The sequence below is a fragment of the Streptomyces sp. NPDC060028 genome (assembly GCF_042736725.1).
Classification (GTDB): Bacteria; Actinomycetota; Actinomycetes; order Streptomycetales; family Streptomycetaceae; genus Streptomyces.
The window spans coordinates 20,339-44,141 of the sequence record NZ_JBHWVJ010000062.1; the positions used below are offsets into that span (position 1 = coordinate 20,339).

The following is a 23,803-nucleotide window of genomic DNA, read 5'->3' on the forward strand; positions in this document are numbered from 1 at the left end:
GCCGAGCTGCGTTCTTCGGCGGCTCTAGGAAGAAGGAGCTCGCCTTCGTGGCGTCCCACCGTCGACCCAAGCAGCCGACCCGCACTCGCGTGACCGTGCTCACCGTCACCGCGGCCGCGGCCGTGGCCCTCACCGGGCAGGCCGCCAACGCCGCCCCGGCCAAGCCGAGCAAGGACGAGGTCAAGAGCAAGGTCGACGCCCTCTACGAAGAGGCGGAGCAGGCGACCGAGAAGTTCAGCAAGGCCAAGGAGCACCAGGACAAGCTCGAGAAGGAAATCGGGCAGCTCCAGGACCAGGTCGCCCGTGGCCAGGAGGACCTCAACAACCTGCGCGGCACCCTCGGGTCCATGGCGAGCGCCCAGTACCGCACCGGCGGCATCGACCAGTCCCTCGCGCTCTTCCTCTCGGCCGACCCGGACAACTACCTCGACAAGGCCTCCACGCTGGAGCAGTTGAGCGGCAAGCAGGTCGAAGCGGTCCAGAAGATCCAGGCCAAGCAGCGCAGCCTCGCGCAGCAGCGCCAGGAGGCCGCGGGCAAGCTCACCGACCTCGAGGCCACCCGCAAGGAGCTCGGCGAGAAGAAGAAGGCCTCGACGGACAAGCTCGCCGAGGCCCAGGCGCTCCTCAACACCCTGACCGCCCAGGAGCGGACGCAGCTCAAGGACGAGGACAGCCGCGCCAGCCGTGGGCAGAACGACCGCGTCGACCTCGGCGACGTCAAGCCCTCCGGCCGCGCCGGGGCCGCCCTCGCCGCCGCCCAGACCAAGCTGGGCAGCGCGTACGTCCCCTCCGCCACCGGCCCCAACTCCTTCGACTGCTCGGGCCTGACCCAGTGGGCGTACAAGCAGGCCAACGTCTCGATCTCGCGCACCACGTTCACGCAGATCAATGACGGCACCCGGATCGGCAAGAGCCAGCTCCAGCCGGGCGACCTGGTCTTCTTCTACGACGACCTCCACCACGTCGGCCTGTACGCCGGCAACAACACGGTGCTGCACGCCTCGAACCCGCGCGGCGGCGTCAAGTACGAATCGATGAACAACATGCCCTTCCAGTTCGGCGTCCGCGTCGGCTGACGTCCGCCCCGGACACCCCCTCAAGGCGCGCCGTAGACCGCCCATCCGGGCGAATTCCGAGGCCCCGCTCTGACCACACGCCCCGCCGGTGACCTGCGTCTCCGGTGGGGCGTCACTGTGTGTGCCCGTCGGCGGTCGTTGGCCGGTGCGTGTCCACGCGGCTACTGTCTGCCAGCGCGGAACCCGGCACACGGCCGTCCACGGAGGGCGGACCCGGGCCCCGCGCAGCGGAAGGGAGCGGTTTCACGTGGCGTCCCATCGCCGGCCCGGGCTCAGTGCCCTCGACCGGCACACGAAGGTCACCGTCCTCACCGCCGCCGCGGCGGGAGCCGCGGTCGCCATGACGGCCGCATCCGCGAGCGCGGCCCCCGGCCTGCCCCACGAACCGGTCGGAGGGGGCAAGACCAGCGCCCGGGCCCAGGTCGACCGGCTTCTGGAGGAGGCCGAGCAGGCCACCGAGCACTTCAACGAGGCGGGGGAGAAGGCCGACAAGCTCCGCGCCGAGGTCAACCGGACCCAGGACGCGGTGGCCCGCGGCCAGGACCGCATCAACACCATGCGGGGCATCCTCGGCACCTTCGCCGGGGCCCAGTACCGCTCCGGCGGCATCGATCCCGCCGTCGAGCTGATGCTGTCCGAGAGCCCGGACGACTACCTGGAGAAGGCCTCCGCCCTCGACCGGCTGACCGGAGCCCAGGCCCGCCGCCTCGACGAACTGCGCTCCGAGCAGCGCCGGCTCGCCCTGCAGCGCGAGGAGGCCTCCCGCAAGCTCGCCGAACTGGACGTCGTACGCGCGGACGTGGCCCGGCAGAAGCGGGCGGTCACGGCGAAGCTCGCCGCCGCCCGCCGGCTGCTGAACGCGATGCCCACACAGGAACGCGCCGACTTCGAGCGTGCCTCGCGCTCCGGCGGCCGCCCCGACGGGCCGCCCGACCTGCCCTCGCTCGGCCCTTCCTCGGGGCGCGCCGCGACCGCCGTGATGGCGGCCCGGTCCGCGGTCGGCCGCCCGTACGTGTGGGGTTCCACCGGGCCCTCCGGCTTCGACTGCTCCGGGCTGATGGTGTGGTCCTACCGCCAGGCGGGCGTCTCCCTGCCGCGCACCTCGCAGGCCCAGCGGTACGCCGGCCGGCGCGTCCCGCTCTCGGAGGCGCAGCCGGGCGACCTGGTGACGTACCGCTCGGACGCCAGCCATGTCGGCATGTACGTCGGCAACGGGCAGGTGGTGCACGCCCCGTACCCCGGGGCCCGGGTGCGGTACGACCCCGTCGGGATGATGCCGGTGTCCTCGGTGACCCGCCCCTGACCCTGCCGTGCGTACGATCGGCTGATGCTGCCGGCGCACCACCCCCTCCGTCGTACCGCCGTACGAGCCCTGCCGATGCTGCTGAGCGCGCTCCTGGCCGGGTGCGGGCCCGGGGCGCGGCCGGCCGACACCGCCGGACGCGAGGTACGGCGCGCCGTGGCCGCGTGGTCCGCGGCCCCGCCCGAGGGGCTCGCCGGGCTCCCGCTGGAGGGGTGGTCGTACGAGGTCACCTCCGTCCGGGAGGACGGCGTACGGGCCTTCGCGCGGGCGGAGCTGCACTACCGGCTCACCGGCTACGACGCGGCCCCCGCCGGATCGGCCCGCGAGGTCGAGCTGGCGGCCGCGGCCGACGGGGGATGGCGGGTCACCGCCGACCGGCCCGCGCCGGGCGCGCTGCCGCAACTGTGGGACCAGGGGCCCGTCACGGTGGAGCGGGGCGCGCACGCACTGGTGCTGGGCGGCGCCGGTCAGAGCCCCGGGACCCTGGCCGCCGTCGCCGCCGAAGCCGACCGGGCGGTCCCGGCGGTGAGCGCCGCCTGGCCCGGGCCCTGGGCGGGGCGGGTCGTGGTGCTGGTCCCCGGGTCGCTGGAGCGGATGGCGCAGCTGCTGGGCCGGCCGGCCGACGAGTACCGGGGGCTGGGCGCGGTCACCGTGGGGCGGGTGGGCGGCGCCCCGGCCGCCGCGGACCGGGTCGTCGTCAACCCGGAGGGGTACGGGCAGCTCACGGCCGAGGGTCGGCGGATCATCCTGACCCACGAGACCACGCATGTGGCCACCCGCGCGGAGACCACCGCGACGACCCCGCTGTGGCTCTCCGAGGGCTTCGCGGACTGGGCGGCGTACCGAGGCAGCGGCAGCGGCAGCGCTCCGGTGCGGGCCGCGCCGACGCTCGGCCGCGCGGTGCGGGCGGGTGAGCTGCCGGGCGCGCTCCCGGCCAACGAGGCGTTCGCCTTCGGCGGGGACGCGGACGCGCTGGCGCGGGCGTACGAGGGCGCGTGGCTGGCCTGCCGGCTGATCGCGGACCGGTGGGGTGACGCGGCGCTGGTCGCGCTGTACGGGAAGGCGGGGCGCGAGCCGCTGGCGACGGCGCTCCAGGAGACGCTCGGGACGGACCAGGCGGGGCTGACCCGGGCCTGGCAGGAGGACCTGCGCCGGGAGCTGGCCCGGTAGCGGCTCCGGTAATGTCGGCAGGCGATGCACAAGACGCTGATCGTGACCAACGACTTCCCGCCTCGACCGGGCGGCATCCAGGCCTTCCTGCACAACATGGCGCTGCGGCTGGATCCGGACCGGATCGTCGTCTACGCCTCCACCTGGAAGCACGGCGCGGAGGGCCGCGAGGCCACCGCGGCCTTCGACGCGGAGCAGCCCTTCCAGGTCGTGCGCGACCGCTCGACGATGCTGCTGCCGACACCGCGGGTGACCCGGCGGGCGGTGGGCCTGCTGCGCGAACACGGCTGCGAGTCGGTGTGGTTCGGCGCGGCGGCCCCGCTCGGGCTGATGGGTCCGGCGCTGCGGCGGGCGGGGGCGCGGCGGATCGTCGCGACCACGCACGGGCACGAGGCGGGCTGGGCGCAGCTGCCGGCCGCGCGGCAGTTGCTGCGGCGGATCGGCGAGGGCACGGACACGCTGACGTACCTGGGGGAGTACACGCGCTCGCGGATCGCCTCGGCGGTGACGCGGCGGGCGGCGGCGCGCATGGTGCAACTCCCGCCGGGGGTCGACGAGAAGACCTTCCACCCCGGGTCGGGCGGCGCCGAGGTGCGGGCCCGGCTGGGGCTCACGGAGCGGCCGGTGGTGGTGTGCGTGTCCCGGCTGGTGCCGCGCAAGGGGCAGGACACGCTGATCGAGGCGATGCCGCGGATCCTGGCGGCGGTGCCGGAGGCGGTGCTGCTGGTGGTCGGCGGCGGGCCGTACGAGGCGGACCTGCGGGCGCTGGCCGCGTCTGCCGGGGTCGCCGGCTCGGTGGTGTTCACGGGGGCGGTCCCCTGGTCCGAACTGCCCGCCCACTACGGCGCGGGGGACGTCTTCGCGATGCCGTGCCGGACCCGGCGGGGCGGGCTGGACGTGGAGGGACTCGGCATCGTCTACCTGGAGGCGTCGGCGACGGGCCTGCCGGTGGTGGCGGGGGACTCGGGCGGCGCGCCGGACGCGGTGCTGGACGGGGAGACGGGGTGGGTCGTGCGGGGCGGGTCCCCCGAGGACGCGGCGGACCGCATCGTCGCCCTCCTCCAGGACCCGGCCCTGCGGGCGCGCATGGGCGCGGCCGGGCGCGCCTGGGTCGAGGAGAAGTGGCGCTGGGACCTCCTGGCGGAGCGCCTGCGCGAGCTGCTCTGACAGGTGCGGCCCCGATGCGCGGGCTGCGCCCCCGGACCCCCGCGCTCACATGCCGGCGAGGCCGGTTTTTGCCGGAGCCATGTCTGACTGTCTCTCAGATGCCTGTCAAGGCGGCGTCTAGCTGGAAGGCCGGATTCCGCCCATGATGCGCCCATGACACCAAACCTGACGCGTCGTCACCTTCTGGGGATCGGCGCCCTCCAGACGGCCGCGGCCCTCGGCTTCACCCGGATCGGCCTGGCCTCCGCCTCCGCCGTGGAGCCGGGCGCAGCCCACTACGCCCCCGCCATCGTCGTCGGCTCCGGCTACGGATCCGCCGTCGCCGCCCTGCGCCTCGGACAGGCCGGCGTGCGTACCGTCGTCCTGGAGATGGGACGGCTCTGGGACACCCCCGGCCCCGACGGCAAGGTCTTCCCCTCCACGTCCGCTCCCGACCAGCGCTCCATGTGGTATCGCACCCGCACCGAGGCACCCCTCGCGCAGTTCCTCTGGCTGGACGTCGTCAACCGCAACATCAGCCCGTACCCCGGAGTCCTGGACCGCGTGAACTACGGCGACATGTCCGTGTACGTGGGACGGGGCGTCGGCGGGGGATCACTGGTCAACGGCGGGATGGCGCCCACCCCGAAGCGGTCCTACTTCTCCGAGGTGCTCCCGCAGGTCGACGCCGACGAGATGTACGGCACCTACTACCCCCGCGCCCGCGCCATGCTCGGCGTCAACGACATCGACCCCGCCTGGTTCGAGTCCACGGAGTGGTACCGCTTCGCCCGGATCTCCCGCAAGCACGCCCAGAACACCGGCCTGAAGACCACCTTCGTCCCCAACGTCTACGACTTCGAGTACATGAAGCGCGAGGCCGCCGGCACCGCGACCAGGTCCGCGCTCGCCGGCGAGGTCATCTACGGCAACAACCACGGCAAGAAGAGCGTCGACAAGACCTACCTCGCCGCGGCACTCGGCACCGGCAACGTCACCATCGAGACCATGCAGCGCGTGGTCGGCGTCCGCCAGGACCCCGCCGGGGGATACGTACTGACCGTGCGGACCAGCGACGTCACGGGAAGGGTCGTCCAGGTGCGCGAACTCGGCTGCGGGCAGCTGTTCCTCGGGGCCGGGAGCCTGGGCACCACGGAGATCCTGCTCCGGGCCCGCGAAACCGGCACCCTCCCGGCGCTGAACGACAAGGTCGGGCTCGGCTGGGGCCACAACGGCAACGTCATGACCGCCCGCGCCAACCACCTGTGGGACACCGTCGGCGCCAACCAGGCCACCATGCCCGCCCTCGGCATCGACGACTGGGACAACGCCTCGAACCCGGTCTTCGCGGAGATCGCCCCGCTGCCCATGGGGATCGAGCACTGGATCTCGATGTACCTGGCCATCACCAAGAACCCCGAGCGCGGGCACTTCACGTACGACGCGGCCGCCGACTCGGCGCGCCTGAACTGGACCCGGGACCAGAACACGCCCTCGGTCAACGCGGCGAAGAACCTCTTCGACCGCATCAACCGGAAGAACTTCACCATCTACCGGTACGACCTGTTCGGCGACAACAGGGCCTTCGCCGACAACTTCACCTACCACCCGCTCGGCGGCTGCGTGCTCGGCGCCGCGACCGACGACTACGGCCGCGCCAAGGGGTACCAGGGGCTGTACGTCGTCGACAGCTCCCTGATCCCCGGGTCGCTCGGCGTCAATCCGTTCGTGACCATCACCGCTCTCGCCGAACGGAACATGGCCCGGATCCTCGCCGAGGACCCGCGGTAAGGGGGACGGGGACTAGCCCCGGTAAAGCGCCTCGATCTCGTCCGCGAAGTCCTTCGCCACCACGTTGCGCTTCAGCTTCAGCGACGGCGTGATGTGGCCCGACTCCTCCGTGAACTGGGAGGGAAGAATGCGGAATTTCCGCACCGATTCCGCCTTGGAAACCGCCGCGTTGCCGTCGTCGACGGCCTTCTGGACGGCGGCGATCAGCTCCGCGTCCTCGCGCAGCTCCGCCGCCGTCACCCCGGCCGGCTTGCCGTTCTCCGCGGCCCAACGGCCCAGGAACTCCTCGTCGATGGTGACCAGCGCCGCCACGAACGGCCGCGCGTCGCCCACCACCATGCACTCCGCGACCAGCGCGTGTGCCCGGATCCGGTCCTCGATCACCGCGGGAGCGACGTTCTTGCCGCCCGCCGTGACGATGAGCTCCTTCTTGCGGCCGGTGATCGCGAGGTAGCCGTCCTCGTCGAGGGTGCCGACGTCGCCGGTGTGGAACCAGCCGTCGGTCAGCGCCTCGGCGGTCGCCGTCTCGTTCTTCCAGTACTCCTTGAAGATGTGCTCGCCGTGCAGCAGCACCTCGCCGTCGTCGGCGATGCGCACCACCGAGCCCGGCAGCGGCTGGCCGACCGTACCGATCTTCTGGCGGTCCCACGGGTTGAAGGCCGTGGCCGCGCAGGACTCGGTCAGGCCGTAGCCCTCCAGGACCGTGAAGCCGATGCCGCGGAAGAAGTGTCCGAGCCGCTCGCCCAGCGGGGCGCCGCCGGAGATCGCGTACTCGCCGCGCCCGCCGAGGACCCCGTGCAGCTTGCTGTAGACCAGCTTCGTGAACAGCTTGTGCTTGAGCTTGAGCCCGAAGGACGGGCCGCCCGGGGCGTCCAGCGCGCGGCTGTACGCGATCGCCGTCTCGGCCGCCGCGTCGAAGATCCTGCCCTTGCCGTCGGCCTGCGCCTTGGCGCGCGCCGAGTTGTAGACCTTCTCGAAGACGCGCGGGACGCCCAGGATCAGCGTCGGCCGGAACGACTGGAGCTCGTCGGTCAGGTTCTTGATGTCCGGTACGCAGCCCAGCCGGATCGGCGCCAGCACGGCCGCCACCTCCACCAGGCGCCCGAAGACGTGCGCGGCCGGCAGGAAGAGCAGCACCGAGCACTCACCGGTGCGGAAGAGCGGGCTCAGGCGCTCCACCACGTTGCCGCACTCGGCGAAGAAGTTGCGGTGGGTCAGCACACAGCCCTTGGGACGGCCGGTGGTGCCCGAGGTGTAGACGATGGTGGCGGCGTCGTCGGCGCCCGCGAGGCTGCTGCGCTCGTCCACCTCGGCGTCGGTGACCCCGGCGCCGGCGGCCTTGAGGCTCTCCAGCGCACCCTGCTCGATCTCCCAGACCTCGCGCAGGTCGGGCAGCCGCTCGCGCAGGGCGGCCACGGACGCGCTGTGCCCGGGGGACTCCACGACGACCGCGACGGCGCCGGAGTCGCCGAGGATCCACTGGATCTGCTCGGGGGAGCTGGTCTCGTACACGGGGACGGTGACGCCGCCCGCGCTCCAGATCGCGAAGTCGAACAGCACCCACTCGTAGCGGGTACGCGAGATCAGCGCGACCCGGTCGCCGGGGCGGACGCCGGAGGCGATCAGGCCCTTGGCCGCGGCACGCACCTCGGCGAGGAACTCGGTCGCGGTCACGTCCTGCCACTGGCCGTCGACCTTGCGCGCCATCACGGCGGTGTCTGGATGCTGAGCGGCATTGCGGCGGATGAGATCCGTCAGGTTCCCGTCCGACGGGACCTCGTACAGGGCCGGAAGGCTGAACTCGCGCAAGACTGCTGCTCCTCTGGGCGCCATCGCCACGTGTGGACCGACCGGACGTTACCCACCGGTAGTGGGTTCCCGATAGAGGGAACCGGCCAGATGTTCCGTGCGTCACACGACGCGCCGGTACCGAGCCGACAGTAGTCGACCCCGTTCTGGACTCGGAAGTAACCGCAGGTCCGGCCGCCTGAGCCGCTGCCACTACCCGCCGTGGCCAAGCGCCCCTAGGGTGGCGGCATGGGTGGCAGGAAAAGCAGCACACGGATCCACGTCGTCAGCGACGTCCACGGCAACGCGCAGGCCCTCGCCCGGGCCGGCGACGGCGCCGACGCGCTGATCTGCCTCGGTGACCTGGTGCTCTTCCTCGACTACGCCGACCACTCGCGCGGCATCTTCCCCGACCTCTTCGGCGTCGAGAACGCGGACCGGATCGTCGAGCTGCGCACGGCCCGCCGCTTCGAGGAAGCGCGCGAATTCGGCCGCCGGCTGTGGGACGGGCTGGACCGGGAGCGGCTGATCGAGGGCGCGGTGCGCCGCCAGTACGCCGAGATGTTCGCCGCCTTCCCCAGCCCCACGTACGCCACCTACGGCAATGTCGACGTCCCCGCCCTCTGGCAGGAGTACGCGGGCCCGGGCCTGACCGTGCTCGACGGCCAGCGGGCGGAGATCGGCGGCCTGGTCTTCGGCTTCGTCGGCGGCGGCCTGCCCTCGCCGATGCGCACCCCGTACGAGGTGGCGGAGGAGGAGTACGCCGCCAAGGTCGAGGCGCTGGGCGAGGTCGACGTACTGTGCTCGCACATCCCGCCGGAGGTGCCGGAGCTCTGCTACGACACGGTCGCGCGCCGGTTCGAGCGGGGGAGCGAGGCGCTGCTGGCCGCGATCCGCCGGACCCGGCCCCGGTACGCGCTCTTCGGGCACGTGCACCAGCCGCTGGCCCGGCGGATGCGGATCGGCGGCACGGAGTGCGTGAACGTCGGGCACTTCGCGGCGACCGGGCGGCCGTGGGCCCTGGAGTGGTGAGGTCTGCGCGCGCGATAGCCTTCACGCGGCGGCCGTAGGCCGCACAATTCCTCGACTACTCTCCCCCAGCCACCGCTGGGAGGTACACCCACGGAGGAGCGACCGCGATGGCGGAACACACCAGCTCGAGCATCACGATCGAGGCGGCCCCGGCCGACGTCATGGCCGTGATCGCCGACTTCGCCCGCTACCCCGAGTGGACCGGCGAGGTGAAGGAGGCCGAGGTGCTGGCCGCCGACGCCGAGGGCCGGGCCGAGAAGGTCCGGCTGCTGCTCGACGCCGGCGCGATCAAGGACGACCACACCCTCAACTACACCTGGAAGGGTGCGGACGAGGTCAGCTGGACCCTGGACAAGTCCCAGATGCTCCGCCAGCTCGACGGTTCGTACCTGCTGGCGCCGCTGGACGGCGGCGAGCGCACCGAGGTCACCTACCAGCTGACCGTGGACGTCAAGATCCCGATGCTGGGCATGATCAAGCGCAAGGCGGAAAAGGTCATCATCGACCGCGCCCTGGCCGGCCTGAAGAAGCGCGTCGAGTCCGTCGCCTGACCCGCCGTTGGCGGGCTGGATTGCCCGCAGGGCAATTTCAGCCCCGCCGGCGTTTGAGGCGCGGGGTCTGGGGCGGAGTCCCAGCAGTGCCGCCGCGCACCAATCGAACCCCGGAGCACCCGCACCATGACCATGCTGCTGATCACCGGCCCCGGAGGGGCAGGGCGGAGCACCGTCGCCGCCGCCACCGCCCTCGCCGCGGCCCGCGACGGGCGGCGGGTGCTGGTGCTCTCCGGCGACCCGCTGGCCGCGCTGGTGGGCGCGCCGACGGGAGAGCCCGCCGAGCTCGTGGCGGGGCTGCGCGCCGCACCCGTGGCGGCGAACCTGTGGGCCGGCCGGATCGACTCCGGCGAGGAGTTCCGCCAAGAGCTCGTCGCCCTCCAGGAGCGCGGCTCCACCCTCCTCGGCATGGTCGGCGCCCGCCCGCTCGGGGCCGACGAGCTCACCGAGCTGCCCGGCGCCGAGCAGTTCGCGCTGCTGCGCGCCCTGCGGCGGGCCGCCGCCGCGCCCGCCTTCGACCTCGTCGTCGTGGACATGCCGCCGCTGCATCAGACGGTGACCACCCTCGCGCTCCCCGCACAGCTGCGCCGCTACCTCGCCCGGCTGCTGCCCGCGGAGCGCCAGGCGGCCCGCGCCCTGCGTCCCGTACTGGCCCAGCTGGCCGGGGTGCCGATGCCCGCGCAGTGGCTGTACGAGGCCGCCGCGCGCTGGGACGAGGAGCTGGCCGCCGTGCAGGCCGTCGTGGAGGACGCCACCACCGAGGTACGGCTCGTCGCCGAGCCCGGGCCGGCCGCCGCCGCGGCGCTGCGGACCGGGGTGCTCGGGCTCGCCCTACACCAGGTCCGGATCGGCGACCTCGTCGTCAACCGGCTGGTGCCGAAGGACTCCCCCGATCCCTGGCTCGCCTCCCTCGCGGCCCAGCAGCGCGCCTTCGCCGACGAGTGGTGCCTCGACGTCCCGCTGCGGGAGCTGGCCCACCTCGGGCGGGACCCGCGCGGCCTCGCCGACCTGACGGAACTGGCCGAGTCGCTGGAGCCGGCCGGATCGGCCGGGCCGGCCGGCGCCGCCGCCGGGCTCCGGCCCGCCTGGCCCGTCGAGGACCGGCTCGCCGAGGACGGGGTACTCGTCTGGGCGGTACCGCTGCCCCGGGCCGAGAAGCGCGACCTCGACCTGATCCGCCGCGGCGACGAGCTGCTGCTCACGGTCGGCCCGTACCGCAGGATCGTTTCCCTGCCGGGGGCGCTGCGCCGCTGCACGGTCTCCGGCGCCGCCCTCGCCGACGACCGGCTCCGCATCCGCTTCACCCCGGACCCCGACCTCTGGCCACGGACGCACTGAACGCCCTACCACCATTCGGGTAACGTCGAAGGTAGCCCGTACCGCACGCCCAGCAGCCGCCGCAGGAGAGTCCGCCATGAGCGAGGCCACCGACCGCCCCACCGACGAAGACGCCTGGGCCAAGGCCTGCGCCGAGGACCTGGCCGCGGAGAAGGAGCGGCTCCGCACGGAGCAGGGCGCCGGCGCGGGGGCCACGGGGACCGCCGCCGAGGAGCTGTTCAAACTCTTCGAGGCCGTCGCCGACAAGGTCTCCGCACTCAACAACCCGCTGCTCGGCGTCGCCGCCCAGGGCGCGGTGCGCCAGTTCGTGGACCAGGCGAAGAACGCCGCCAAACCCGTCATCGAGCGCAACCCCGAGGTCTTCGACCACCTCGCCGCGGCCGGCTCCGAGCTCCTCGCCGCCTACCGCTCGGCGGTCGAGGGGCACGAGCGCCGCTGGACCCGCGGCGAGCCCGCCCGCGGCAGTGCCGAGGACCCGCGCGACGACCCCCGCGACGACCCCCGTGACGAGGGCGACGGCGGCGGCGGCGAGCGGATCGATCTCGACTGATCCTGCTGCTCACTCGGGTACCGTTGACGGCGGCGGGGTTTGACCGGAAACCGAGGGACTAATGGGACTCACCATCGGCGTCGACATCGGCGGCACGAAGATCGCGGCCGGCGTGGTCGACGAAGAGGGCACCATCCTTGAGACGTACAAGGTGCCCACCCCGCCGACCGCGGACGGAGTGACGGACGCGATCTGCGCCGCCGTCTCCGAAGTCAGCAGCAACCACACCATCGACGCCGTCGGCATCGGCGCCGCCGGATACGTGGACGACAAGCGCGCGACCGTACTCTTCGCGCCGAACATCGACTGGCGGCACGAGCCGCTGAAGGACAAGGTCGAGCAGCGCATCGGCCTGCCCGTCGTCGTCGAGAACGACGCGAACTGCGCGGCCTGGGGCGAATACCGCTTCGGCGCCGGGCAGGGCCACGACGACGTCATCTGCATCACGCTCGGCACCGGCCTGGGCGGCGGCATCATCATCGGCAACAAGCTGCGGCGCGGACGCTTCGGCGTCGCCGCCGAGTTCGGCCACATCCGGGTCGTCCCCGACGGCCTGCTGTGCGGGTGCGGCAGCCAGGGCTGCTGGGAGCAGTACGCCTCCGGGCGCGCGCTCGTCCGGTACGCGAAGCAGCGCGCCAACGCGACCCCGGAGCGGGCGCAGATCCTCCTCGCGCTCGGGGACGGCACGGTCGAGGGCATCGAGGGCAAGCACATCAGCGCGGCCGCCCGGCAGGGCGATGCCGTGGCGGTGGACTCCTTCCGCGAACTGGCCCGCTGGGCCGGCGCGGGCCTCGCGGACCTGGCCTCCCTCTTCGACCCGTCGGCGTTCATCGTCGGCGGCGGGGTCTCCGACGAGGGCGAACTCGTCCTCGACCCGATCCGCAAGTCCTTCCGGCGCTGGCTGATCGGCGGGCAGTGGCGGCCGCACGCGCAGGTGCTCGCCGCGCAGCTCGGCGGCAAGGCCGGCCTGGTCGGCGCGGCGGACCTGGCCCGCCAGGGCTGACCCGTACGACTCGAACTGCCCGCCGCGCCCCCTGGGGAGCGGCGGGCAGTCTGGTTATGTTGCCCGTATGGATTTGCCGAACTCCCACACTGCCACTGATGGTTCCGCCGTGATCCGGGTGCTCAGCTACAACATCCGCTCGCTGCGCGACGACGAGGAGGCGCTGGTCCGGGTGATCCGGGCGTGCGCGCCCGACCTGGTGTTCGTACAGGAGGCGCCGCGGTTCTTCCGGTGGCGCAAGCACGCGGCGCGGCTCGCCGCGAAGTCCGAACTGGTGGTGCTGTCGGGCGGTGCCACCGCCGCCGGGCCGCTGCTGCTGTGCTCGCTACGGGCCTTCGTGGAGCGCACCGAGGACGTGCTGCTCCCGCTGACGCCCGGCCGGCACCGGCGGGGCTTCGCGACGGCCGTGGTCCGCTTCGGTGCGGCGCGGATGGGCGTGGTCAGCGCGCACCTGTCGCTCGACGCGGCGGAGCGGCGGGCCCAGGCGGAGCTGCTCCTGGACCGGCTCGCGGCGATGGGCGCCCCGCACGGGATCGCGGCGGGCGACATCAACGAGGGCCCGGCCGGGCCCTCGTTCACCCGGCTCGCCGGTGCGCTCCAGGACTGCCGGGCCGTCGCCCCCTGGGGAGGGGAGTCCACGTTCCCCTCGCGGGCGCCGGAGCGGCGGATCGACGCCGTCTTCGCCACGCGGGGGGTGGAGGTGCTGGCCTGCGGCGTCCCTGCGGGGCTGCCGGGGCTGACCCCCGCCGACTTCTCCTCGGCGACCGACCACCTCCCGGTCCTGGCGGCCCTCCGTGTCCCCGCGGCCCCCTGACCTCAAACGCAGGCGAGGCTGATCTTCACCCGGAAAAGGCGGCATCAGCCGAAATTCAGCCCCGTCGGCGATTGAGGCGCGGGGTCTGGGGCGGAGCCCCGGGTGTTCCGGGTCGGGCTAGACCACCGCGCCGCGGCCCGGGTCGTCCTCGTCGTCGTCGCCCTGCGACATGCGGGCCACCAGCGTCGCGAAACCGCCCAGGAAGCCGCCGATGCCCAGCGTCGTCAGCCACCACGTCATCTCCCACTGCAAGACGACGGCCAGGAGCAACAGCACCGGGCCGCCCACCACCGCCAGCCACGCGAACTTCGACGTCGCGTCCGCCGGCGGCAGCTCCGGCTCCGGGGGGACGAAGTGTCCCTCCTCCGCCCGGTCGGCCGGGTCCTCGTCCTTCGGCTCCACCGGCGAGTGGTCCCGGGGGCCGCTCAGGCCCACGCCCGGGGCGAACACCACCGAGCTCCCCAGCGCCGCCGCCGGGGGCGCAGCCGGCGGCTCCGGCTTCACGTCCTCCTCCGGCAGCAGCAGGTTCTCGATCGGCTTGAACGGCCGCGCCCCCGGCGGGTCCGGCGGCTCCTGCCCGTACCCGGCGACGATCGCTGCCCACGCCGCTTCCTCGTCCAGCGGCGGAACACCGCCCGACTGTTCCTCGTGCTCAGCCACCCGCCTCCGCCCCCTCCCTGCCCACGCTCTCCGCCAGTCGGCCGACGAACGCATAGCTGTCCGCGAAGATCCGCTCCGCGTCATGGTCCAACGTCGCGACGTGGTAGCTCTGTTCCAGCAGGGTCTCGGTGACGTCCGCCGAGGAGATCCGCGCCAGGATCCGCGCCGAGTCGACCGGCGGTACGACATGGTCCTGCGGGCTGTGCAGCAGCAGCACCGGCTGCGTCACCTGCGGCAGCTCGGCGTCCAGCATCTGGAGGAACTTCCGCAGCGAGTGCGCGGCACGGGTCGGGACCCGGTCGTAGCCGACCTCTTCCGAGCCCTGCTTCGCGATGTCGCTGGCGATGCCCGCCGTGGAGCGGATGAAGTGCTGGGCCACCGGAAGGGCGAAGGCCATCGGGTCGTGCACCTTGTTGGCCGGGTTGACCAGGACGAGCCCGCTGATCGACTCCCCGTGCTTGGCCGCCAGCCGCAGCGTGAGCGCTCCGCCCATCGACAGCCCGAAGACGAACACCTGCTCGCAGCGCTCCAGCAGCTCCCGCAGCGCCCGGTCGACCTCGGCGTACCAGTCCTGCCAGCCCGTGAGCTGCATGTCCTGCCACCGCGTCCCGTGTCCGGGGAGCAGCGGCAGGGAGACCGTCAGCCCCCGCCCGGCCAGATACTCGGCCCAAGGACGCAGGGACTGCGGGGAACCGGTGAAGCCGTGGCAGAGGAGGACGCCGACCTCTCCGCCCTCGTGGCGGAACGGCTCGGCTCCAGGGAGGACGGGCACCAGGATCTCCTAGGTCATGAGGGGTTGGCGGGTGCGTTGCTCTGTGTGACTTCACCGTACGCGACCGGGATGACACCGACCAGGGTCGTCGGGCCCCTCCGGGCGGAGCCAGGGGATAAGGTCTGTTCGACAGACACAGGAAGGCTTTCGAGTTGATCTACGGCGCAATGAAGTTCTCCATCGGCGGTTCCCTGAAGCTCGCCTTCAGGCCGTGGGTGGAGGGCCTCGAGAACATTCCCGCGGAGGGGCCGGCGATCCTCGCGAGCAACCACCTGTCCTTCTCCGACTCCTTCTTCCTCCCGGCCGTGCTGGACCGGAAGGTGACCTTCATCGCGAAGGCGGAGTACTTCACCTCCCCGGGCGTCAAGGGCAAGCTGACGGCCGCCTTCTTCAAGGGCGTCGGCCAGCTCCCGGTGGACCGCTCCGGTGCGCGCGGGGCCGGCGAGGCCGCGATCAAGAGCGGCGTCGAGGTCATCGAGCGCGGGGAGCTGTTCGGTATTTACCCCGAGGGCACGCGTTCACCCGACGGCCGCCTCTACCGCGGCAAGCCCGGCGGTCTGGCCCGGGTGGCCCTGGCCACCGGCGCGCCCGTGATCCCCGTCGCGATGATCGACACGGAGAAGATCCAGCCGCCCGGCAAGGTGGTCCCCAAGCTGATGCGCCCGGGCATCCGGATCGGCAAGCCGCTGGACTTCAGCCGCTACCACGGCATGGACGGCGACCGCTTCATCCTCCGCTCGGTGACCGACGAGGTCATGTACGAGATCATGAAGCTGTCCGGCCAGGAGTACGTGGACATCTACGCGACGGCGGCCAAGCGCCAGATGGCCGACGCCGAGAAGGCCGCCAAGAGCGAGAAGGCCGCGGAGAAGGCGGCCGCCGACAAGGCCGCCGCCGACACGACCGCGGAGTAGCAGTACGGGCGCTGCCGCCCGCAGGGCCCGGGGTGGGTGGGTGGGGGAGATGGCCAAACGCGAGCGCGTCGTACGCATGTCGGTCGAGCAGCCGCTCTGGCGGGCGCTGACCGCCTACCGGCTGCTCACCATGGTCTACGCGGTGCTGCTCTTCGCCTCCGCGTACAAGGAGTTCGACCGGCCCCGGATCGCGATCGGCTACCTCGCCGTCCTCGCGGTCTGGACGCTGCTCACCCTCCCCAAGGCGGCGAACGCGGCCAGCTGCACCAAGCGGTTCCTGTGCGCCGACCTCACCGTCGCCTGCGTCGGGATCCTGCTCACCCCGCTCGCCGACACCCACGAGCGGATCGCCTCCGGCGGCCCGACCCTGCCCACGATCTGGACCGCCGGGTCCGTCCTCGCCTTCGCCATCAAGGGCGGCTGGCGCTGGGCCTGCTTCGCCTCCACCTTCGTCGCCGCCGCCAACATCGTCCAGCGCGGCGCCCCCACCCGGGACACCCTGCACAACGTCCTGCTGGTCTGGGTCGCCTCCGTCGCCATCGGCTACGTCGTCGAGGTCGCCCGGGCCAGTGAGGCCACCCTCGCCCGCGCCCTGGAGATCGAGGCCGCCACCCGGGAGCGCGAGCGCCTGGCCCGCGACATCCACGACGGGGTCCTCCAGGTGCTGGCCATGGTCCAGCGGCGCGGCACCGACCTGGGCGGGGAGGCCGCCGAGCTCGGCCGCATGGCCGGTGAGCAGGAGGTCGCGCTGCGCACGCTCGTCTCCAGCGGGCTGCTGCCCGCCTCCCGGGTCTCCCGCGACGGGTCGCGGGGCGCGCTGGTGGCCGCGTACGAGGTGGAGGAGTCCGGCGCCGACGAGGGCGAGCTGGACCTGCGCACCCTCCTCGCCCCGTACGCCGGCTCGCGGGTGACCTTCGCGGAACCGGGCACCCCGGTGCCGCTGCCGGTGCCCGCCGCGCGGGAGCTGGCCGCGGCCGTCGGCGCCGCCCTGGACAACGTGCGCAGGCACGCCGGTGAGGGGGCCAGGGCCTGGATCCTGGTCGAGGACTGGGGCGACGAGGTGATCGTGACCGTCCGCGACGACGGTCCGGGCATCCCGGCCGGCCGCCTCGACCAGGCGGAGGGCGAGGGCCGCATGGGGGTGGCCCTGTCCATCCGCGGCCGGCTGCGGGACCTCGGCGGCAGCGCCGAGCTGGTGTCCGTCCCCGGGCAGGGCACCGAAGTGGAACTGAAAGTACCGAGGGAGAGAACCCAGTGAACGAGCCGAGCCACCCGAGCCAGCCGACCCGGCCGGGCGACATCAAGGTGATGGTCGTCGACGACCACCCCATGTGGCGGGACGCGGTCGCCCGCGACCTCGCCGCCGCGGGCTACGACATCGTGGCCACCGCCGGCGACGGCCCCGAGGCGCTGCGCCGGGCTCCCGCGGCCGCCCCGCACGTGCTGGTCCTCGACCTCAACCTGCCCGGCATGCCCGGGGTCCAGGTCTGCAAGGAGCTCGTCGGCGCCGACCCCGCCCTGCGGGTCCTCGTCCTGTCCGCGAGCGGGGAGCACGCCGACGTCCTGGAGGCGGTGAAGTCCGGCGCGACCGGCTACCTGCTGAAGTCCGCCGGAGCCCAGGAGCTCATCGACGCGGTCCGCCGCACGGCGGCCGGCGACCCGGTGTTCACCCCGGGCCTGGCCGGCCTCGTCCTCGGCGAGTACCGGCGCCTGGCCACCGACCCCGCGCCGGCCGCCGCCGACGTGCCGAAGGCCCCGCAACTGACCGACCGCGAGACCGAGGTGCTGCGGCTGGTGGCCAAGGGTCTGTCGTACAAGCAGATCGCGGAACGGCTGGTCATCTCCCACCGCACGGTGCAGAACCACGTGCAGAACACCCTGGGCAAGCTCCAGTTGCACAACCGGGTCGAGCTCGTCCGGTACGCGATCGAGCGCGGCCTCGACGACGCGTAGTCGTACTTACTTCCTCGTCCGAGTGAACGTGTGTACGCAACGCCTCGTGATTCCAACGGAATTGGCCCAACCGGCGCCCTTGCTGTGACCTGAGTCACCACTAGCGTGACCGTCATGGCGAAGGGAGATTCAATGAAGGTCGGAGTGCTGACCGGCGGCGGCGACTGCCCCGGGCTCAACGCGGTGATCAGGGCCGTGGTCCGCAAGGGCGTCCAGGAGTACGGGTACGGCTTCATCGGCTTCAAGGACGGCTGGCGCGGCGCGGTCGAGGGGGACACCGTGCCCCTCGACATCCCCGCCGTCCGCGGGATCCTGCCGCGCGGCGGGACCGTCCTCGGGTCCTCGCGCACCAACCCGTTCAAGCAGGAGAACGGGGTGCGCCGGATCAAGGAGAACCTCGCCAAGTACGAGGTGGACGCACTCGTCGCGATCGGCGGCGAGGACACCCTGGGGGTGGCCGCCCGGCTGTACGCGGAGTACGGCATCCCGTGCGTCGGCGTCCCCAAGACGATCGACAACGACCTGTCGGCCACGGACTACACCTTCGGCTTCGACACCGCCGTCGGCATCGCGACCGAGGCCATCGACCGGCTGCACACCACGGCCGAGTCGCACATGCGGGTGCTGGTCGTCGAGGTGATGGGCCGGCACGCCGGCTGGATCGCGCTGCACTCGGGGCTGGCGGGCGGCGCCAACGTCATCCTCATCCCGGAGCAGCGCTTCGACATGGACCAGGTGTGCGCCTGGGTGACCTCGCGGTTCAAGGCGAGCTACGCGCCGATCGTGGTGGTCGCGGAGGGTGCGATGCCCAAGGACGGCGAGATGGTCCTCAAGGACGCCACCAAGGACTCCTTCGGGCACGTGAGGCTGTCGGGCGTCGGCGAGTGGCTGGCCAAGGAGATCGAGGCCCGGACCGGCAAGGAGGCCCGTACGACGGTGCTCGGACACGTCCAGCGGGGCGGTACGCCGAGCGCGTTCGACCGGTGGCTGGCGACCCGGTTCGGCCTGCACGCGATCGACGCGGTGCGGGACGGGGACTTCGGCAAGATGGTCGCGCTGAAGGGGACGGACATCGTGCGGGTGCCGATCGCGGAGGCGACGGCGAAGCTGAAGACGGTGGATCCGGCGCTGTACCAGGAGGTCGGGGTCTTCTTCGGCTGAGCCGGGGCGCGAGGGCGGGTCATGGGATCATGGGTCGTAAGGTGACAAACGACCCATGGTCCGACGTACGGGAGCAGAGCGTGGAGATCCTGGCATTCGGTGTGACGGCCGACGAGAAGCCGCTCCTGGAGCGCGCCTTCGAGGGGCAGCACGAGGTCCGCTGCCTCGACGTCTTCCTGAGCGAGGACACCGCGCCCATCGCGGCCGGGTACGAGATCGTCTCGTCCAGCGTGAACGCCGACCTGAACGGCCGGGTGGTGCGGACGCTGGCGGCGGGCGGGACGCGGATGATCGCCCAGCGCTCCACCGGCTTCAACAACATCGACCTGGACGTGGCCCGGCAGCTGGGCATGACGGTCAGCCGGGTGTCGTACTACTCCCCTTACTCGGTGGCCGAGTTCGCCTGGACCCTGGCCATGGCCGTGAACCGGCGGATCGTCCGGGCCTCGAACCGGACGCGCGACTTCGACTTCCGGCTGAACGGGCTCATGGGCCGGGACATGCGCGGCCGCACGGTGGGCGTGCTCGGCACCGGCAAGATCGGCGAGGCGTTCACACGGATCGCGCACGGCTTCGGGATGAACCTGCTGGGCTGGGACGTCGCGCAGAACCCGGCGTGCGTGGAGCTGGGCATGAAGTACGTGGACAAGGACGAGCTGTTCGCGTCGGCGGACCTGATCAGCCTGCACGTGCCGCTCCTGGATTCGACGCACCACGTCATCGACTCGGCGGCGCTGAAGGCGATGAAGGACGACGCGCTGCTGGTGAACTCCAGCCGGGGCGGCCTGGTCGACACCGACGCGCTGGTGACGGAACTGCGGGCCGGCCGCTTCGCGGGCGTCGGCCTGGACGTGTACGAGGCGGAGGCCGGGGTCTTCTTCCTGGACAAGTCCCTGGAGGCGGTGGAGGACGACACCCTGGCCCGCCTGGTCACCTTCCCGAACGTGGTGGTCACCTCGCACCAGGCGTACTACACGCACGAGGCGGTGGGCCAGATCATCGACACCACGGTGCAGAACGTCGCCGACTACGTGGCGGGCCGCCGCTCGGAGAACACGCTGGTTCCCTCCCCTTCCTGACGTCGACCGCCGGCGGTCCATCCGGTCCCGCCGGCGGTCGGGCGCACGCCCGCACTGGGCCGGCTAGGCCTGGGCCGGGGTCCGCACGCCCGTCAGGAGTTCGCGGACCAGGTCCGTGCCGCGCAGGGTGAGGACCGACTCCGGGTGGAACTGGACCCCCGCGAAGCCCGACGCCGAACGAAGGGCGTGGACCTCGCCCGTCGCCGGGTCCCGGGAGATCTCCACCCCCGACAGCGCCAGCCGGGCCTCCGCCGCGTCGTCGCAGTGTGCCGTGAAGGTGTTGTAGAAGCCGACGACCTCCTGCGCCCCGAACAGGTCGATCCGGGTCTGCGCCCCCTGCGCCGGCTCCGCCTTGCGGATCAGCGGCAGGCCCAGCTCCGCCGCCAGCAGCTCGTGCCCGAGGCAGACGCCGAGGATCCCGCCCCGGTGCGAGGCCAGCAGCTCCGCCGCCAGCCCGCGCAGCAGCCGCATCTTCGGGTCCTGCGACCGCGCGGGGTTGCCCGGGCCGGGGCCCAGCACGATCGGGCCGTCCCAGGCCAGCGCGGCCGCGCGCAGCCCGGGGTCGTCGTAGCGGCGTACGGTCACGTCCAGCCCGGCCACCCGCAGCACGTGGCCCAGCATCGCCGTGAAGGTGTCCTCGCCGTCCACCACCAGCGCGTGCCCCGTCACCGGAACCGGCTGTTCCTGCATCCGGAGCCAGAACGGTGCCAGGTCCTGCCGGCGCGCCGCGAGGGCCGCCTGGACCCGGGGGTCGTCCGCGAGGCGCACCCCGCCGAAGGCCGGCCGCGGGGCCGCGGGCCGCACCCCGAGGGCCGCCAGCACCCCGGCCGCCTTGGCGTGGGTCTCCGCCACCTCTCCCGCGGGGTCGGAGTGGCGTACCAGCGTCGCGCCGACCGGCACCCGCAGGGTCCCGTCGGCGGCGATGTCGGCGGTACGGATCAGGATCGGCGAGTCCACCGTCTGGCCCCCGGAGGGGTCCAGCCCCAGCAGCGCCAGTGCGCCCGCGTAGTAGCCGCGGCCGCCGGTCTCGTACCGCTCGATCACCCGGCAGGCGTTCTGCACGGGCGAGCCGGTCACCGTCGCCGCGAACATCGTCTCGCGCAGCACCTCCCGCGCGTCCAGCGAGGACCGGCCGCGCAGCTCGTACTCGGTGTGCGCGAGGTGCGCCATCTCCTTCAGGCGCGGCCCGACGACGACCCCGCCGCGGTCGCCGACGGTGCACATCATCTTCAGTTCCTCGTCGACCACCATCGACAGCTCCTCGGTCTCCTTGCGGTCGCCGAGGAAGGCGAGGAGCGATTCGGCGGTCGGGCCCCCGGCCGGATAGCGGTAGGTCCCGCTGATGGGGTTCATCACGACGGTGCCGCCGGACATCCGCACGTGCACCTCGGGGCTGGCCCCGACGAGCGTGCGCTCCCCGGTGTGGACGACGTAGGTCCAGTACGCGCCCCGCTCGCCCTCCAGCAGCCGCCGGAACAGCGCGAGGGCATCGGCCCGGCCGAAGCCGTCGATCCGGCCCTCGTAGGTGCGCCGGATGACGAAGTTGGCGCCCTCGCCCCGGCCGATCTCGTCCTCGATGACGCGCTCGACGGTGGCCGCGTACTCCTCGTCGGCGACGTCGAAGCCGCCGTCCTCGACCCGTACCTCGTGCGCGGGCAGCGCGGCCAGAACCTCGGCGAGCGGGATCTCGTACGCCTCCTCGGCGGCCAGGACGCTCAGCGGCGTGCCGTCGTCGCGTACGTCGAACCCGCGCTCCCGGATCTGCCGGAAGGGAACGAGGGCGAGGGTGGGCAGCTCGCGCACGGGGAGGTCGGCGAGCCGCTCGGCCTCGTGCACCGGTCCGATCAGGACCTCGACGGTGTCGTGGTCCCGGCCCGGGGTGCGCCGGCGCAGCAGGGCGAACGGCGGGCAGGAGTCGTCGAGCAGTCGGCTGAGTGGGCTGAGTCGCATGGGGGTGGGGCGTCCTTCCGGTGGAGGTGGGAGGGACGGCCCGGGGACTCGGCGCGCAAACGCCGAAGGCCGCCCCTCGGGGCGGCCTTCGCGTCGCTGTCAGTGTGTACGCGCGAGAGGTGGGCCGCCGGGAGCGGTCCACCACCAGTTCAGGTTCGCTTGCGAGTACATGCACCGCACCCTAGTCCAAGTCGGCCCCATCACGCTGTACTGAACCCATACCCGGCCCTGAACCTTGGATTCCGTTCATTCGGGGGCCCCGAACCCTTCGAGGGATCTTCGTCTCACGTAGTGGGCGGCTGGCCTGAGGGGCCCTGTGACGCCGTAATGTGTATGGGGTGACCGTGAACGCTGAGACCCAAGCCCTCGCCGCCAAGGCGACCTGGCGCGACCTTCCCGCGGCGCAGCAGCCTTCGTACCCCGATGCCGAGGCTGTGCGCGCTGTCGTCGCGGACCTCGAGTCGTATCCGCCGCTCGTCTTCGCGGGCGAGTGCGACCAGCTGCGCGCCCGCCTGGGAGCCGTCGCCAAGGGCGAGGCGTTCCTGCTGCAGGGCGGCGACTGTGCCGAGGCCTTCGACGCCGTGTCCGCCGAGCACATCAGGGCGAAGCTGAAGACGCTGCTCCAGATGAGCGCCGTCCTGACGTACGCGGCCTCCGTGCCCGTCGTCAAGGTCGGCCGCATCGCCGGCCAGTACTCCAAGCCCCGCTCCAAGGACACCGAGACCCGCGACGGCATCACCCTGCCGACCTACCGCGGTGACTCGGTCAACGGCTTCCCCTTCACCGAAGAGGCCCGGATCCCGGACCCCGAGCGGCTGAAGCGCATGTACCACGCGTCGGCCTCGACGCTGAACCTGGTGCGCGCCTTCACCACCGGTGGCTACGCCGACCTGCGCCAGGTGCACGCCTGGAACCAGGACTTCGTGAAGTCGTCGCCCTCCGGACAGCGCTACGAGCAGCTGGCCCGCGAGATCGACAACGCGCTCAACTTCATGAAGGCCTGTGGCACCGACCCGGCCGAGTTCAAGGCCGTCGAGTTCTACGCCTCGCACGAGGCGCTGCTGCTCGACTACGAGGGCGCGCTGACCCGCACGGACTCGCGTACCGGCCGGCTGTACGACACCTCCGGCCACATGGTCTGGATCGGTGAGCGCACCCGCCAGCTGGACCACGCGCACATCGAGTTCTGCTCGCAGATCGCCAACCCGATCGGCGTCAAGCTCGGCCCCACCACCACGGTGGACGAGGCGCTCACGTACATCGACCGCCTGGACCCCGAGCGCGAGCCGGGCCGGCTGACCTTCGTCGTCCGCATGGGCGCCGACAAGGTCCGCGACAAGCTCCCCGAGCTCGTCGAGAAGGTCACCGCTTCGGGTGCGACCGTCGTCTGGGTCACCGACCCGATGCACGGCAACACCTTCGAGGCGGCCTCCGGCCACAAGACGCGTCGTTTCGACGACGTGCTCGACGAGGTCAAGGGCTTCTTCGAGGTCCACAAGGAGCTGGGCACGCACCCGGGCGGCATCCACGTCGAGCTCACCGGTGACGACGTCACCGAGTGCGTGGGCGGCGGCGACGAGATCTTCGTCGACGACCTGCACCAGCGCTACGAGACGGCCTGCGACCCGCGGCTCAACCGCAGCCAGTCCCTGGACCTGGCGTTCCTGGTCGCCGAGATGTACCGCGACCAGTAGGGTCGGTCAGTACGTTCATACGGCGATGGGGCGCGGATCGATGTGATCCGCGCCCCAT

At 72.5% G+C, this 23,803-nt stretch carries 21 protein-coding genes; 17 read left to right on the plus strand and 4 right to left on the minus strand.

The features are described 5' to 3' along the window. The first annotated feature begins 47 nt into the window (after positions 1–47). From ACFWBF_RS26460 to ACFWBF_RS26480, 5 genes are all read left to right on the plus strand, one after another. The gene (locus tag ACFWBF_RS26460) at positions 48–1,076 is read left to right on the plus strand and encodes an NlpC/P60 family protein (protein WP_385606246.1); all 1,029 of its coding nucleotides are present in this window, start codon (positions 48–50) and stop codon (positions 1,074–1,076) included. A gap of 247 nt (positions 1,077–1,323) precedes the next feature. Further along, positions 1,324–2,379, plus strand: a complete 1,056-nt coding sequence (locus ACFWBF_RS26465; protein ID WP_385606248.1) for an NlpC/P60 family protein — start codon at positions 1,324–1,326, stop codon at positions 2,377–2,379. A gap of 24 nt (positions 2,380–2,403) precedes the next feature. Beyond that, on the plus strand, positions 2,404–3,549 hold the full coding sequence (locus tag ACFWBF_RS26470) for a hypothetical protein (RefSeq protein ID WP_385606250.1): 1,146 nt from the start codon (positions 2,404–2,406) through the stop codon (positions 3,547–3,549). A gap of 24 nt (positions 3,550–3,573) precedes the next feature. Then, positions 3,574–4,716, plus strand: coding sequence for a glycosyltransferase family 4 protein (locus ACFWBF_RS26475; RefSeq protein ID WP_385606251.1), 1,143 nt, complete (start codon positions 3,574–3,576; stop codon positions 4,714–4,716). Positions 4,717–4,869: 153 nt separating this feature from the next. Next, positions 4,870–6,486, plus strand: a complete 1,617-nt coding sequence (locus ACFWBF_RS26480) for a GMC oxidoreductase (RefSeq protein ID WP_385606253.1) — start codon at positions 4,870–4,872, stop codon at positions 6,484–6,486. Positions 6,487–6,498: 12 nt separating this feature from the next. On the opposite strand, the gene ACFWBF_RS26485 is transcribed toward ACFWBF_RS26480, so the two are convergent. Beyond that, positions 6,499–8,295 (minus strand): AMP-dependent synthetase/ligase, encoded by a 1,797-nt coding sequence (locus ACFWBF_RS26485; RefSeq protein ID WP_385606255.1) that lies wholly within the window; start codon positions 8,293–8,295, stop codon positions 6,499–6,501. Positions 8,296–8,523: 228 nt separating this feature from the next. On the opposite strand from ACFWBF_RS26485, the gene ACFWBF_RS26490 reads away from it, so the two are divergent. From ACFWBF_RS26490 to ACFWBF_RS26515, 6 genes are all read left to right on the plus strand, one after another. Next, the gene (locus tag ACFWBF_RS26490) at positions 8,524–9,306 is read left to right on the plus strand and encodes a metallophosphoesterase (RefSeq protein WP_385606257.1); all 783 of its coding nucleotides are present in this window, start codon (positions 8,524–8,526) and stop codon (positions 9,304–9,306) included. Between the two features lie 107 nt (positions 9,307–9,413). Continuing rightward, positions 9,414–9,857, plus strand: coding sequence for an SRPBCC family protein (locus tag ACFWBF_RS26495; RefSeq protein WP_385606259.1), 444 nt, complete (start codon positions 9,414–9,416; stop codon positions 9,855–9,857). A gap of 126 nt (positions 9,858–9,983) precedes the next feature. After that, positions 9,984–11,195: an ArsA family ATPase gene (locus tag ACFWBF_RS26500; protein WP_385606261.1), complete on the plus strand. Its 1,212-nt coding sequence runs from the start codon at positions 9,984–9,986 to the stop codon at positions 11,193–11,195. Between the two features lie 76 nt (positions 11,196–11,271). Continuing rightward, entirely contained in the window at positions 11,272–11,745 is a 474-nt protein-coding gene (locus tag ACFWBF_RS26505; RefSeq protein WP_385606263.1) for a DUF5304 domain-containing protein, read from the plus strand. Between the two features lie 61 nt (positions 11,746–11,806). Beyond that, positions 11,807–12,748: an ROK family glucokinase gene (locus ACFWBF_RS26510; RefSeq protein ID WP_385606265.1), complete on the plus strand. Its 942-nt coding sequence runs from the start codon at positions 11,807–11,809 to the stop codon at positions 12,746–12,748. 67 nt (positions 12,749–12,815) lie between these two features. Next, positions 12,816–13,562 carry an endonuclease/exonuclease/phosphatase family protein gene (locus ACFWBF_RS26515; protein ID WP_385606267.1) on the plus strand — a complete coding sequence of 249 codons (747 nt, stop codon included), beginning with the start codon at positions 12,816–12,818 and terminating at the stop codon, positions 13,560–13,562. Between the two features lie 117 nt (positions 13,563–13,679). On the opposite strand, the gene ACFWBF_RS26520 is transcribed toward ACFWBF_RS26515, so the two are convergent. Together ACFWBF_RS26520 and ACFWBF_RS26525 are read right to left on the minus strand one after the other, a co-directional pair. Beyond that, a complete protein-coding gene (locus ACFWBF_RS26520) occupies positions 13,680–14,222 on the minus strand; it encodes a hypothetical protein (protein WP_385606269.1) in 543 nt (180 codons plus the stop codon). Then, positions 14,215–14,994 carry an alpha/beta hydrolase gene (locus ACFWBF_RS26525; RefSeq protein ID WP_385606271.1) on the minus strand — a complete coding sequence of 260 codons (780 nt, stop codon included), beginning with the start codon at positions 14,992–14,994 and terminating at the stop codon, positions 14,215–14,217. The genes ACFWBF_RS26520 and ACFWBF_RS26525 overlap by 8 nt, the downstream gene beginning before the upstream one ends. Before the next feature lie 167 nt (positions 14,995–15,161). Between ACFWBF_RS26525 and ACFWBF_RS26530 the strand changes: the two genes are divergently transcribed. The 5 genes from ACFWBF_RS26530 (at position 15,162) to ACFWBF_RS26550 (ending at position 20,101) form a co-directional block, all read left to right on the plus strand. Further along, positions 15,162–15,908: a lysophospholipid acyltransferase family protein gene (locus ACFWBF_RS26530; RefSeq protein ID WP_385606280.1), complete on the plus strand. Its 747-nt coding sequence runs from the start codon at positions 15,162–15,164 to the stop codon at positions 15,906–15,908. Positions 15,909–15,957: 49 nt separating this feature from the next. Next, positions 15,958–17,166 carry a MacS family sensor histidine kinase gene (gene macS, locus ACFWBF_RS26535; RefSeq protein ID WP_385606272.1) on the plus strand — a complete coding sequence of 403 codons (1,209 nt, stop codon included), beginning with the start codon at positions 15,958–15,960 and terminating at the stop codon, positions 17,164–17,166. Positions 17,167–17,216: 50 nt separating this feature from the next. After that, entirely contained in the window at positions 17,217–17,861 is a 645-nt protein-coding gene (locus ACFWBF_RS26540) for a response regulator (protein ID WP_385606282.1), read from the plus strand. 132 nt (positions 17,862–17,993) lie between these two features. After that, entirely contained in the window at positions 17,994–19,022 is a 1,029-nt protein-coding gene (locus ACFWBF_RS26545) for a 6-phosphofructokinase (RefSeq protein ID WP_385606274.1), read from the plus strand. A gap of 80 nt (positions 19,023–19,102) precedes the next feature. After that, a complete protein-coding gene (locus tag ACFWBF_RS26550) occupies positions 19,103–20,101 on the plus strand; it encodes a 2-hydroxyacid dehydrogenase (protein WP_385606284.1) in 999 nt (332 codons plus the stop codon). 63 nt (positions 20,102–20,164) lie between these two features. Here ACFWBF_RS26550 and ACFWBF_RS26555 read toward each other — a convergent pair whose 3' ends face one another. Next, positions 20,165–22,051: an anthranilate synthase family protein gene (locus ACFWBF_RS26555; protein ID WP_385606275.1), complete on the minus strand. Its 1,887-nt coding sequence runs from the start codon at positions 22,049–22,051 to the stop codon at positions 20,165–20,167. Between the two features lie 338 nt (positions 22,052–22,389). Between ACFWBF_RS26555 and ACFWBF_RS26560 the strand changes: the two genes are divergently transcribed. Beyond that, positions 22,390–23,745 (plus strand): class II 3-deoxy-7-phosphoheptulonate synthase, encoded by a 1,356-nt coding sequence (locus ACFWBF_RS26560; protein WP_385606277.1) that lies wholly within the window; start codon positions 22,390–22,392, stop codon positions 23,743–23,745. Positions 23,746–23,803: the final 58 nt, after the last annotated feature.